Source organism: Pseudomonas sp. 5Vm1k (genome assembly GCF_056161485.1).
The window spans coordinates 14,130-27,114 of the sequence record NZ_JBSPCZ010000033.1 but is presented as its reverse complement, the minus strand read 5'-3'; the positions used below and the strand labels follow the sequence as shown (position 1 = coordinate 27,114).

General features: G+C 47.5%; 9 protein-coding genes and 3 pseudogenes. 4 read left to right on the top strand and 8 right to left on the bottom strand.

Annotated elements, in window-relative coordinates; all coding sequences use genetic code 11:
• Nucleotides 1–266: 266 nt before the first annotated feature.
• Nucleotides 267–1,280: a hypothetical protein gene (locus ACWIKB_RS32740; protein ID WP_475271554.1), complete on the top strand. Its 1,014-nt coding sequence runs from the start codon at nt 267–269 to the stop codon at nt 1,278–1,280.
• Nucleotides 1,281–1,736: 456 nt separating this feature from the next.
• On the opposite strand, the gene ACWIKB_RS32735 is transcribed toward ACWIKB_RS32740, so the two are convergent.
• The 6 genes and pseudogenes from ACWIKB_RS32735 to ACWIKB_RS32710 form a co-directional block, all read right to left on the bottom strand.
• Nucleotides 1,737–2,894: a YiiX/YebB-like N1pC/P60 family cysteine hydrolase gene (locus tag ACWIKB_RS32735; protein WP_475271553.1), complete on the bottom strand. Its 1,158-nt coding sequence runs from the start codon at nt 2,892–2,894 to the stop codon at nt 1,737–1,739.
• 171 nt (nt 2,895–3,065) lie between these two features.
• Complete coding sequence (locus ACWIKB_RS32730; RefSeq protein WP_475271552.1) at nt 3,066–4,193, bottom strand: hypothetical protein; 1,128 nt, start codon at nt 4,191–4,193, stop codon at nt 3,066–3,068.
• A 9-nt stretch (nt 4,194–4,202) separates the two neighbouring features.
• Nucleotides 4,203–4,499 carry a hypothetical protein gene (locus tag ACWIKB_RS32725; RefSeq protein ID WP_475271551.1) on the bottom strand — a complete coding sequence of 99 codons (297 nt, stop codon included), beginning with the start codon at nt 4,497–4,499 and terminating at the stop codon, nt 4,203–4,205.
• Nucleotides 4,500–4,934: 435 nt separating this feature from the next.
• The gene (locus tag ACWIKB_RS32720; protein WP_475271550.1) at nt 4,935–8,030 is read right to left on the bottom strand and encodes a TrlF family AAA-like ATPase; all 3,096 of its coding nucleotides are present in this window, start codon (nt 8,028–8,030) and stop codon (nt 4,935–4,937) included.
• Nucleotides 8,031–8,233: 203 nt separating this feature from the next.
• Nucleotides 8,234–8,311 (bottom strand): annotated as a pseudogene (locus ACWIKB_RS32715) (Mu transposase domain-containing protein); the annotation flags it as partial.
• Nucleotides 8,308–8,430: pseudogene (locus ACWIKB_RS32710) on the bottom strand (helix-turn-helix domain-containing protein); the annotation flags it as partial. The pseudogenes ACWIKB_RS32715 and ACWIKB_RS32710, both read right to left, overlap by 4 nt.
• Nucleotides 8,431–8,942: 512 nt before the next feature.
• On the opposite strand from ACWIKB_RS32710, the pseudogene ACWIKB_RS32705 reads away from it, so the two are divergent.
• A pseudogene (locus tag ACWIKB_RS32705) lies at nt 8,943–9,207 on the top strand (SOS response-associated peptidase family protein); the annotation flags it as partial.
• A 12-nt stretch (nt 9,208–9,219) separates the two neighbouring features.
• On the opposite strand, the gene ACWIKB_RS32700 reads toward ACWIKB_RS32705, so the two are convergent.
• Nucleotides 9,220–9,714 carry a hypothetical protein gene (locus ACWIKB_RS32700; protein WP_475271549.1) on the bottom strand — a complete coding sequence of 165 codons (495 nt, stop codon included), beginning with the start codon at nt 9,712–9,714 and terminating at the stop codon, nt 9,220–9,222.
• Nucleotides 9,715–10,257: 543 nt separating this feature from the next.
• Between ACWIKB_RS32700 and ACWIKB_RS32695 the strand changes: the two genes are divergently transcribed.
• The gene (locus tag ACWIKB_RS32695; protein WP_475271548.1) at nt 10,258–10,671 is read left to right on the top strand and encodes a hypothetical protein; all 414 of its coding nucleotides are present in this window, start codon (nt 10,258–10,260) and stop codon (nt 10,669–10,671) included.
• Nucleotides 10,668–12,143 (top strand): relaxase/mobilization nuclease domain-containing protein, encoded by a 1,476-nt coding sequence (locus ACWIKB_RS32690; RefSeq protein ID WP_475271547.1) that lies wholly within the window; start codon nt 10,668–10,670, stop codon nt 12,141–12,143. The genes ACWIKB_RS32695 and ACWIKB_RS32690 overlap by 4 nt, the downstream gene beginning before the upstream one ends.
• A gap of 136 nt (nt 12,144–12,279) precedes the next feature.
• Here the strand turns inward: ACWIKB_RS32690 and ACWIKB_RS32685 are convergent, their stop codons facing one another.
• Nucleotides 12,280–12,570, bottom strand: a complete 291-nt coding sequence (locus ACWIKB_RS32685) for a helix-turn-helix domain-containing protein (protein ID WP_475271546.1) — start codon at nt 12,568–12,570, stop codon at nt 12,280–12,282.
• Between the last annotated feature and the right edge of the window lie 415 nt (nt 12,571–12,985).

The following is a 12,985-nucleotide window of genomic DNA, read 5'->3' as shown; positions in this document are numbered from 1 at the left end:
CTGCGTCGCCACGTAAAATCTGACCGTCATTGGCAGATCAGTGGTCCTGAAAATTGCGTAGGAACGCGGTTTTCATTCCGATTCGGACCTTCAAACCTGCTCTAAAACGTTTTTACACAGCCTGGACCAAAAGCAGCCTTACGCAGACCTAGTGTAATTGTGGGGTTTTTCTGCACCCCTTACGCTCTATTAATGCGGATCACACATATTATATTAGTTGTGCTAGCTTGAGTTCTGGATGGTTCACTATAAGGCGGGGGGTGGGGATGGATGGTAAGGAAGTGATTTTGCAGTTTGATTTGAACAATAAATTTGTATCGACGAAAGAATATGCAAGCGGGCTTGTGAAAGCTGTAAATGATCTGGCTCCGCACCTGAGCATTGCACAGAGAGAGGAGCTTTGCTTTAACAAGCTAGGTTTAAAGTTAGATAATATTAGTGAAAAGGCATATATACAAGCGGCGGTAGAGGTAACCGTATGCGCTCACTTTGCTAGGTTCTTCCCGGGGGGATTTTTTTATGAAGAAAAGGTGAACCCTCCTAAAGATGTAGACTGTTCTGTCCGAGTGGGGAATTTTAAATATAATGTGGAGGTGAAATGTGCCGACTTTTCTAAAAAGCACGCTATTGATGATAGCGATGGTTTCAAGATCGGCTCACTAGGTCGCCTTGACGATTACGATGATCTCGTAGCAGACCTAGAGAATCTGTTCTCCAGCGATGGCCATGTTTTATCCCGGCAAAGGCACATGGATAACAACCTTAAGGACTTCCTTATCTCCGCCCATGAAAAGTTTGCCTCCACAACTCCCGATAATGAGCTGAATATACTTGTGGTGGGGTGCGATGATGCTATGGATATGCAAAAGTGGAAATCATACTTATATGGACCCCAAGGACTGTTTACGCTCGAATCTTATACAGATACATCTGCATACGACAGAGTAGATCTAGTTTTGTTGACCAATCTCTATCATCGTCACAAAGATCCGGCATCGAAGGATAAATTAAGCGGGCATTGGAATTTAAGCGAAGCTTTCTGTATTTTATGTGAAAATCCAAAATCTCTTAAGCCGGATGAGACTTTTTTAGAATTTTCAAGAACAGTACGGCATCATAATAATGAACTGCATAACCACACTGTAGAGGGTGAAGCTCCTGAGTTCATTTTAAAGGGCTTAGAGATTCCAAGTTATGTCGTTAGCCAGCTTCAAGCTAAGGGCATCTACTATTTTCAGCCATATGAATCCGAACCTGAGAGTGGCCGGGAGAAACTCTAGGCTGTTGGCGCCGATTGAAAACTGACCCTGCCAATTGAAAATTGACCCAGGGCGGATTGCTGATTTTTTGCACCAGCAATTGTGGATAAGCTTAGCAGCAGTATTCCGGTTGAAGAGGCATTAAGCCCTACCGCATGTAGTCATGCGGCAGGCTGTTTATGGTGTGGATCAAAACGATTCATCGTCCTCGATACCATCTTCGTCCTTGCGCTTTGCGTTCGATGAGCGGGATGTAATGCTGCCAGTCAAAACTGACCTGATCTCGATCAAAGAGGCGCTCGTGACTGGCAATCATCGTTTCATCGGCGATGACAACAGATGGCAACTTTCGTAATATTCATATTACGCTCAATAGCCTTTACATCTGATGTTGAGACCAGCTCCGCTGATTGGGGCCAGCCAGTCTCATTTAAAAAAACAATTGCAGAATTTACGAAGAATCGAACTATTCGCCTCTTAAGCCCCCGACGATTTTTGTTCCAGATAATCGGAAATAAGTTGAGCCCCAGCAGTAGATGACTCAAGTAGTAGTTTTTCAGACTCAAGCAGCCCGGAATAAAACCTGTCAATTTTTCCAAGAGCTAAAATATTTTTCGTAACTTTTGACTCGTCTCTCCAAGCTTCAAACTTAGCGACATCTTGCACTCGTTGGTCGATGCTATGTTTATGCATTTCCGCTGCATCAATCAGCATTCTTCGACAAAAGTCCAATTCTTGTCGTGAAGCGATATCGCTCCTCACTAAATCTTCCGCTCGCTTAACATCGTTAAATGACTCACTGTAAACTTCACGAAGACGATCAAGAAATAGATCCAGTTTGTTTGCCAAATTCCTGTCTAATTCCGACTCCAGCATTGAAAGCTGGAATGCAGAAAATTTCTGCCCACCAAATAATATTATGTACCTGATTTGATCAAGAGATTTCGGCATATACGACTGTATAAAAGAGCACGCTTCGCATGTACCGCTTACCACATCGTTGATCAATTTATTGAATTCGCCACCCAAGTCATTCCTAGAACCATCCTCAATATAACTTAAACCGGACAGAGCGTGCCCCTCGACCTCAACCATTACTTCGTCAGTAACATCTACCAACAGACTACTGCCGATAATATCTCCAGGAGAAACCTTTTGGGGTGGTTTTTCTAAGAGGGGAAATCCAAATACCGCGTAGCTTTCAGCGATCAACTGAGAACAGAATAACTCATTCGTTCCTAGCTCATACGAATCAAATGGTGAAGCACATAGTAAGGCACCTTTTAATGAATACTTTTTATACAGATGCGATTTTGCGTATTGGCCCAGCTCATTCATATTAGCTTTGTTCGACTCATCTCTAAGCCTAAGCACTTTAATGCTTTGCTTGTCTCTCACCGCCCTACCTAAAATCGAGGTTAGCTTGACGCCTATCGAAACTGCCTCAATAAGAACACCTCCGTGATGTACAAATAGAGCAGCATGGCTAAAGCTAGAATTTGTTGCGCGCTTTATAACATTACTCCTCCAAGCATCGCTGGTACTGAGCAGTATGTCGCCTATTTTTATTTTTGATTGGTCAAAGATATAACAAACTGTGGCAGTTGATTTCTTTTTTGCTTGTTGAAATTCCACGCCTGCTCTCCCTGACAAGCTAAATTAACGTTTTAAACTGTACTATCTGTCCAGCGCTACGTAATAACCATATCGTAGACCTGCATCCTTTATCTGCGCCTCTGCATCATGGACAGCGCGGCTAAGAGCACCTTTGTAGGAGGCCAGCAAAATATGTGCTGCGATCTAATATCACACCAAAATGGCGCGTTCAACTAGCACGAGGCTCACCAACACCAAAATCAACCAAGATATTCGGGTTAATGTGCGCAATCTGGATTTCGCCACAGATGATGAACCTGAAAGCTTGGTTCTGGAGCGATTTATCTCTTCCTTGATCTCGTCAATGCCCACGACCACGTCATCGTATTTGGAAACTGACTGCTCAAACTCTTCGCCCAGCAAATCGATATGACTAATAACGTTGCTGTTGAGGGATGCGATCATCCATGTCGAAATCAACAGGCCAACGAACACCACAAAAAAGTCCCAGCCTGAAGTCGTAGACTTCAGTATTGCGCCTACGGCAACCACGCCTCCAGGTATCGCAAATGCCTTAGTCTGCTGAGCCATGATCGCGTCTTGGACCTTGCATAAAAATCCAACGCGTTCACTCTCAATCCCAGCCAAGATTTTGTTAACCGAAAACTTGCTTACATAAACCTTGTAGCGCTCGGTGTAGCCTTGATAAAACTTGCCTAGCGAGGACATCAAGAATTTGATGTTTCGGCTGTCTTCTTCCTTGAAGAAGTCGATCAAAGCTTCTCGCATGACGTGCCGTCGTTCATCGCAGTGGACATCATCTTCCTCGCCGACAGCCGACTCTAACGTCTCGGCGCGCTTAGCCCAAGCCTCGTCGACATCAATCGACATCAGCTCGCTGTAGCTCATTGCGTACCGGACTTCCAGCTTCGTGAGGAACGATTCCTTTGAGCTGAAAAACACGTATTTCATCGGCTGGGTCTCATCACCCTCGTGATGACAAAGGGACTTGAGCATTGAACGCAATGAGAAATACACACTCAACCGGAGGTTGAATGACGCCATCCCTTGTGCATCCATCCCGATCACGAAGTGGTGTTCGGGCTTTGTCGCCTTAGTACGTACCGCGTGCCATAGAGCCTCGGCATCAGCGAAGAAAGGGATGTAGCGGTCAGTCCAAGCAGCGCTCGACAAAAGATAAATGTGATTGCCAATACGCTCCAGACTTTGAGGGTTTTCACAACCGTGTCGAGTCAGAAAATCATTAATTTCTGCGTCGTCCAGCGCCTCAGCGTTGAGCACCAGTTGATCGTCATCCAGTGAGATTCGGTCTAGCATCCTTGCCCCTCAAATGTTCTCAGCACCTATGCCTTTTAGCTTTTCCGAGACATCGCTTGGCAGCTTTATCGTCAGATAAACGAAATCCTTATCAACGCTCAAGTCAGCGCCCTTGTCACCAATAGCCACAGCATCAAGCTTGATGCGCCCATCGAAATCTCCAGATGGCAATTTGACGTCGACGAAGCCCATGTTTTTCGCGGTTACACTGGAGGGCTGAAATTCTTCACTGACCTTAAAACGCTCTGAGTTTTCAGAAATAAACTTGGATCGAGATGCTAAGCGCCGCTTGGCAATCCCTGCCACTCCTCCACCACCTCCTGCATTGCCTACAAAGGCCGAGTCCGTAATGGGCGTTTCTGTGTGTCCCGAACGCTAAGGAAGGCTCTGCATTGTCCCTTCCGACTTCCAGCCGATACGAAAGGGCAAATGCTAACTCAAGAAGCCTTGGCACAAGAAAGCCTGTCAGTAGCACGCGTGGAGCTGGTGAATGTCTAGCCTCCAAACTCGCGACTACCCAGCAGCTACAAATTTGCCTCCCGCCAGCAAGGTTTGCGAATCTATGGCCTGAGGTTCAGATGACAGCCTCAAAGGGGCAACGCAGCTAGAGCCTCCGCCATCGATTAAAACATGCCATCGAGCATTACTTCGCTGAGTCGGAAGTAACGCCCGGCTGATTCCAGCGAAGGAAACACCCGGCACAGTTTTGCATCGGTACTGATAAATCAAGCAGGGCACTCATCAATGATATTTGAACCTGCGGTTATCGAAGGCAGGCTTCGTCCCCTCAAGCACCTTCACCACATGCCCGTTGATAGCAGGGCTCTCGATGGCTCCTGCGGTGTAGGAGATTTTTTGGCTGTTCGCTCGATCAAAATGAGACCAGATGATTTGCTCCGCATCGCAGACAACCGCCAGGTTCGGATTGTGCGTAACCATGATGATCTGCCGACGCTTCTTAGCCTCGGTGAGCACTGGCACGAGAAGACTCACCACAGTTTCGTTGTCGAGGTTTTCTTCCGGCTGATCCAGAATGATTGGGTTGCGCCCCCTGTCCACCAGCAGATAGAAGATCAAGAGAAGAGCACCCCGTTGACCGGGCGAGAGCTGCTCGATCTCAGCATCTTGGAACGTCAGTGAATACCGGGGTTCCAGGTAGGAAAGATCAAACAGGAGGTCATAAACCTCATTCGCACTCTTGTCCTTACGCAGCATTGAGTCGATGCCGTATTCAACCTTGTCGCCAATCGTAGCGGCCGCAGCTGAGATCCTGTCGTGCAGCGCCTGGGCAAAAGCCACAGCCTCTTCACGATTGTCGAAATCAGCAGCTTCGCCCAGTCGGCGCACTGTGTTGAGGCTCTCGTCGTCGCCTCGGAACTCTCCGACGTTCTGCTTCAGCAGGGTGAAGAGGCTGGTGGCAAAAGCGTCGATTGAGCCGCCGAGCTTCGCCTTGAATTGGAGCTTGTACTCCTCGCGAATCAGACTGTTCCCCTGAATTAGTTCTTGAACCGGCTTGAACAGTGCCTCCCTAGCTCGTCGCTGAGCATCGAGGATGTCGTAGACCTCCCCTGCCAACGCCAGTCGAACGCTTCGATGCGCCTTCAACAACTCTGGTAGAGCATCTATTTGAGCGATCCTAGCCTCCAGTCCTTTCACCGTTTCTGGAGAGTCACCAGCACCAACAAGGTCCAGATACTTCCTCTGCCACTCTTGGACTGCGAGCAGATGATTCTGATAAAACAGCTGAGGTTGATCCAACTTCGCTTTAGCTTCGACTTGCTTCCCTACGAGTTCCTGGCGCTCACCTTCCGCTGCGGTGGCTCTAATGCCAATGGTCGTTTGCTCAGCTAGAAACGCTTCTTCGAGCCGGCCCAACGTACCAAGATTTAAGTCGATTTTCGCCACGTCGGTGACAGCCAATCCCAATAGGTTGAGATCTTTACTGGTGTCGTTCACGAACTGGTCGTAGGTGCGCTGGAGCAACCGGACTTGCTCCCTCACGTCCTTGACGGCCTTGCTCTTGGCCGCTAGCTGTGAAGCCTTCTCATTAGCTTTGTTGTGTTCATCTTCCAAGCGTTTGAGATTTGCAGCGATTGCCTCAAGGGCCTCGGCCGTCGTTTTCTGCTCAGGTGACAGCTCAGCAGAAGGCTTTTCAATCGACGCTGGCCTCACAGCCTCGTGTTCCGCAAGCTGCCGTCGCTTGAGGGTCAGTTGTTCCGTCAGGCTTTTCTTGACTAAAGGATGGAGTTGGTTTTCGTAGGTAGCGATCTCAAGATTGACCCGTTTCAGATCCTTACGGAACTCGTTCAGCTGAAGGCGGTACGTGCTTTCCTGCTGCTCAATTAGCTGGTCAAAATCCAGTGCACCTAACCGGATTGCATCATCGGTATGTGAGAAAATGACCGCCCTAAGCTCATTTTCAAAAGCGTGAGATTGGCCAGTAACATGTGCGTTGCAGAGATCTTCGAAGTGTCCTTGAGGGATATACCTCACCATCTCAACCATCTCGGCGGGCGGGTCCGCGTTGAGATTGCAGGTGTTAATGGTTCCATCATGCCAGATGATGAAACCCTCGAACTGTCGAGCAGGCTCTCCAGCCTTCCCCCGGAACCGCTCCTTTCGAAGGAAGGAGAAGTGATTGGTCTGGCGCGAATGGCCCAACAGAGCCAGGACGTCAGCCAGAGCGCTTTTGCCACTCCCCTTGTTGCCAATTATGGCGACAAGATCGGAGTTCAACGGAAGCTGGACATCGCCCAGCCAGTGCGAGGCCAGTGCAGATCCCTGCACCTTGCTGATCATCACATGGTCGATGAAATACGTTTTGTTGGCCGCGATATGATCTAGCTTGGGAGGTGATATCCCTATGAATGAGCGCTTTGCGGGCTCTAGTATTGCTTGCTGCAACCCACGGAATGTGGGGTCAGCCTTGATCCAAGTTTTCTTGTCTGACGGAAAGTCGCCGTATCCACGACGATCATTGCTTCCAGGAATGCCAACAAAGCAGTGCGCATCACTTCCGGCCACCACTAGGCGAGAGACATCTTTCAATCCTTCTCTGATACCAGCATAAAACTTGGCATTACCGGGTGTTTCTTCTCCGACAAAAGCAGCACGGACATCTAGATTTCGACTTTCGAAAATCGGAGAGCATCGCACCAGTCCAATGAAATAAGCGTAGTGATCTGTCCATCTCACATCGCTCAGGCCATCGTTCGTATCGTATGGCATGAAGCCAATAGCTTGCTCATCAGGAACTTTGGCTATCGCCTCTTTGTAGCTGTCACAAGTCAACTCGGCGATTTTAGCGCCAGCTATGTAGGCCTGCGCATCATCTGCTGCCACCTGCTCAGGCTTGAAGCCGTGATGCCTGAGGAGTGCGTCCGGGGCTTGCTTGGCAAAATCAGTGAGAGCCCCATCTGACAATGGCCTGCTGTTTTCGGCTAGTCGGAGGTGGGATAAAAAATCTTTGAGGATCTGATCATCAAGCTCGTTGGAGAACAGAACATGGGCGTTAAGGCGCCCCTTCATAGGGGCAGCCAGCCTCAGCTCAATCCCAGGGAAGACAGTTTTCGTCAACTTCGGGGCGTCCGGCTCACTCAATCTGCGTTTCAGCGCAAACCACCCGTCAAACGTCCAATAATCCATCAGCGCAAAAACATCGGGCTCCGCCTCATTCAGCGCCTTGATCATCTCATCCACAAGGGCATTGTTAGCAGGCGAACCCAGGTTCTTCCGATCAAACTTCGTCCCGCTCCACTCGAATGACGCTGGAGTGTGAATATGCAAATCCCACTGCCGCCACTCTGAACCGCGCTCACTGCCGCTCTGAATCGCCATTGCTCACCTTCCTTTGTCTGGAACTGCCCAGTCCATTTCGTTTATCGCGCCAATGGATACCAGATGTGTTGGCGCTGATTGAAAACTGACCCACCCTGCCGATTGAAAATTGACCCAGGGCGGATTGCTGATTTTTGTCCCGGCAATTGTGGATAAGCTTAGCAGTCGTGTTCCGCTTGAAGGCTCATCAAGCCCCACCGCATGACCCACTGGCCGACTCGCTCACAAGGCACCGAGTAGCGATTTCGTGCCACGCTGATCAGGCAGGTGCTGGAGACCCTTCGGGCGCTCTAACCCATTTTTGGATGGTGTTTCTCGACAGCCCGGTACGCTTGGCTATCTGGTGCAGCGAAAGCTTGTCGCGGAAGTACATCCGCCGGATTTTTCCCAACATTTCCATGCTGATCACCCTGTGTTCTCCTGCTCGGAAAGTGAGCAGAAGCAGTTGAACACCTGGGTCAGTTTTCAGTCGGCAGAACAGCCTTTACTGGGTCAGTTTTCGGTCAGCGGCAACAGGCTGAAAACTGACTCAGGCATTGAACTGCTTCTGCTCAATTTTTGGGCAGGAGACGTTTGCACTCGGCGAGGCCTTTCAGTTCGACTGGAGCGAAGAAGGTCTGCTGATCGGCGGCTTGTTTCGACGCATCCTGACTACCTGCGGCGCGATTGAGGACCAAGATACCAAAATTACAAAAACATGTGCTCCAGACGCATGCTGGGCGGCCTTGGAATACGCCACGTTGCCAAGGCAACAGACGATATTAATGCATTCACGTTTGAGGGCAGGTGATATCAAGATCCCGAAAGGCCAAGATACGCGGCGATAGCATTCGCAATACCGGTTGCGGTTGCCTCTATGCCGGGCAGCCGGGCAGCCGGGAAATCTCTAATCGTCATGAACTCAGACTCAAGGACGGTTTCGTCATCATTACGGCAGCGAGTGATCAGGGAATGGTGGATATCCATGATCGCAAGCCGTTGGTCTTATCCACCAAGAATGCCAGGGAATGGATTGACCCAGAGACCTCGGTGCTTCGCGCCGAGGAATTTGCCAGGGGGTTGCCGTTCTGCTGAAGATTTCAGGTGGTATCCCGTTGGCAAGTCCGTTGGCAACGTGAAGAATCAGGGTGTGGACCTAATTAGGCCGCTAATGTTGCCAACGGGGGACGAAGAGTGAAAAGTCCATGAATCAGCTAAAACTCATGATAGAGGCCATTTTCGCATTGGTTTTCAATGCTGTTATTGCTTCTTTCTCAGAGATACCCCAATAGGGAACAGTACTGATAATCGGTCGAATTTCTTGCCATGCGCCCCATATTTCTATACCCAACTCCTTGCCCCCCCTAAAGCCCTTCTTATCGGTTCGAGCGTGCTGTTGGAGTGACCAAACAAATTCTGCCAATACCTTCTTCATTTCTACGTAACCTAATAAACGCTTTTCAAATTCTCGTTTCTGCAATGCTGACGGCAGTTTTTTTGACATGAAGTCCTGCCACTTTGTTGAGCCATTGCGATATCGCTCCAGCATACTTAAAATCTCAGGCCGTCGGCTTTCAAGCTCTATCAGCGGGACAGACATTAACACCGTGTCGGACATTTTATAGCGAGCCACGACTATTGCCACAACAGTTTTCCTGAGACGAAAGGACACAGAACCTTTTTCAATATCTACAATCTCGTTCATTTTACAGCTCCTTTTTATTGTTATATAAAGATTATACTCCTCTTTTAGATGTTCGGCTCGGCACGGACGCAATATCTACACAAAAAAATATCAGTACCTATACATTTAATACACCGTTCCCACCTAGAAGATAGACAGGTACTACCTAAAGTTTGCGCAACATGTAGCAAAGATAAAAACACCCTTAAAAAAAACCGACAACACCCTTTACTATTTTTCGGAAAATCACCGCTTAATCAGCTCCAGGAAAATAAAACGTCAAAACAGCTGATATAATTAATATGAACCTTGAACAAACGCGCATGCTTTTTAAGTGAAGATTTCTGGGGAGCCAGCAATGTATTCCCTTATTATAAAGTGTAGTATTTCACTCGTTCCTCCCGACCTACTCCACTTGATAAACGGTAATACTCTGGCTGCTCACAACATCTTCGATGTGTTGCGCGAAGATCAAATGCAAGTGATTCACAGTAGTTTGTCAATAAGAATAAATCGCATTAAGGCTTTACCAATAAAATAATAATAAAAACAGGAATCAAAGAAATGAAAAGCAAAGGCGGAAGACCAAAAAAAGAAGGTTCTGATTTAAGATTAAAAAACGTTATGGTTAGCTTCTCTATAGATGAATATGAGACGCTTCAAGGAATTATGGAAAGGACTGGCCATGATTCACCTGCCGTTTTCCTACGTGTATCAGGTTTGCGCTCAAGAGTTCCTGCTAGGGTATTTGTACCAGAATTAAACAGAAGGCTTCATGAGAAAATAATAGAAGGCGTAAATGCAATAAAAGAAATGAGGGATTCTGGTGAGATTAATGAATACAATTCCGGCCAATTTTTGGTAAATCTCAGATCAATAGCTGGTGATGTAATTGATACTGCTGCATATAAGAGAATCGAATTAATGCAGCTTGAGATTGATCGACTGAACGCAATCATTCAAGGAGGTGCAAAATGATCACAAGGAAATTCAAGAATGATTCAAAATGCGGAAACCGAGTTGCGTATGTATTTGGAAAGAATCACGAGCATAAATGCGATTCAGTCACATTCGTTGGAGGAAATGTATATTCTGATAATGCTGAAGATCTTGCAAGGGAAATGGAAATCCCCACAAATATGCGCCGCTCAGCTACAGACAAGGGGCCAGGACTTTGCGGAGCGCATTATATGATCTCTCTAAGGCCAGGGGAAAAGCTAACAGTCGAAGAATGGAAGGACGTTCTTGATACGACCATGACAAATCTAGGTTATGGAAAAGATCATAAGTATTTTGGCGTAATTCACGAAGATACAGAAAAGCAGCACATGCACATAGTAGCTAACAGAATCTCTATGGACAACTACCTGCTTGTAAATGAAAGCAAAGATTACGAAACGCTTATGGATTCTGCAAGAGATCTAGAAATAAAATATAAGCACAAAATTGAGCCAACAGCGAATCCGGAAGACACTTGGGGTGTCAATGAGCTAGAACGTGACGTCAAGAATTTTGGTAGGGAGTGGAGCAAGTATGAATCTGAATTAAAGAAAAATCCTGACGCCCCTAAACCAAATGTTAAATTCAGAAACATTGTTCTTGCTCGCGTAGCTGCTTCAATAGAAGAGGTACATGCGATAGCTGAGCGAAAAAGCACAAAGAAAAACCCAGCTCAACCAACAATGGTTCAATTTGTGGCTGCATTAAAGAAGCGCGAAATTGATGTAAAATTCACCATAAAAGAAGGCACTAAAGAAATAACAGGCATCACCTACATCTTTGACGGTCGCCACATCACTGGCCGTGAGCTTAAAAGATCACGCTTAACTTTCCAAAAACTTATCGAACAAGAAGGTATTTCATATGAGCCAGAAAAGCATTTTTCGGCTTTACAGAGAGCGGTGCAATTTAGAGCTGGAGAATCAAAAGAATCAAAGCACGAAAAGGATCTCGAAAAAAGAAGATCAGGTGGCAATCTCCCAAGCGGAGTTGCCAGATACGATCAAATCAACGCAGACGACTACATGGACGCCGCGTCAGGTCCTAGGCATAGATTAAGCAAGAAAAAGGAGCAAAAACCAAAGGACGAATATTTTGCGATTCGTGTCACAATGCAGAAATATCACTACGCAATAGCACGCAGAATGATGCCCCCTACACGTTTCAACTCCCAATACATGATATTTGCTTTCAAAAAAGACTATAGGGAAGTTCGAACCGAAATAGAGACGAATAGGATTATTCGCCTAATGCAGCAGATGTTGTCAACGTTAATGACTTTTTTCGGCATTTTCAAAGCTCAGTGCGAGCTAGTTATGGATTTTGAGTACAGCCCAACATCTGACGGACCGATTTATACGAGCCACATTGAAGAACAGCCGCCGTCCCTCACGCCAAATATTCGGCGCCAACAGCTTCGCACTACATTTCAAACAGATTTAAGTTGTTAGCACCTGACTTTACCTAAAAAACCGCTGGCCATTTCTGCGGAGCAGGTTCGTGCCAGCAAACTTCAGGTGGAGACTCTCGGTAGCTGGAAACACTTCAGAGCGTATTCAGTGCCCAGGTAGGCGATCACCAACTGGGCTACTCTCGCGGAATCCCGACTGTATCAAGCTCGCTTTTTAGACGGTCAAGGAGACTGGATGCATCCTCTGATTCATTTGCGATCAAAAAAGTCAGAGTGAGCAGCAGAGAGGGCGAAACACCCAATCGGTCGCAAATTTCGACTGTCTTGTCGAGTGTAGGCAGGTGGTATCCACCCTCCACCTTGCTGATGTAGCTCCGCGACGTGATGGGCTCAAAATCCTCTTGCGTGAGTCCTTTTTTCTTACGCACGTGCCGCAGCGCCCGTCCGAGCGCCTGATTGAGATCCACCTGATACCCCGCCCAAAAAAGGTAGAATCAGACACGGACATCCACTGAAGAACCATAGCGAACTCGACACATTTTTATATTTATTTGCATTGCGTCAACACTACGTGCGACCTTTGTGGGCAGGACTTCGTGAGCAGAAGCGGGAGGAACCATGTTCAGAATTTGGTTGAGGGTCCGCGCAGTCATCGATGGATATTTCCGCAAGAAGCGACTTTGCCCTGGGCTTTTGCACGCAACACCCGGCGGCATGGTGTATTCAGACATTGAAGACATACATGCCTCGGAATCCTCAAAGAATGCTCATCGAGCGGGGTACTGGGTTCTGAGCCCCAGCTATCGCCCCGAATTGAATCCAGACGACCTCCAAACCATGAGGCGTTCGCTCGATGATCGTTCTGCGCCTGCCTGGCATGCC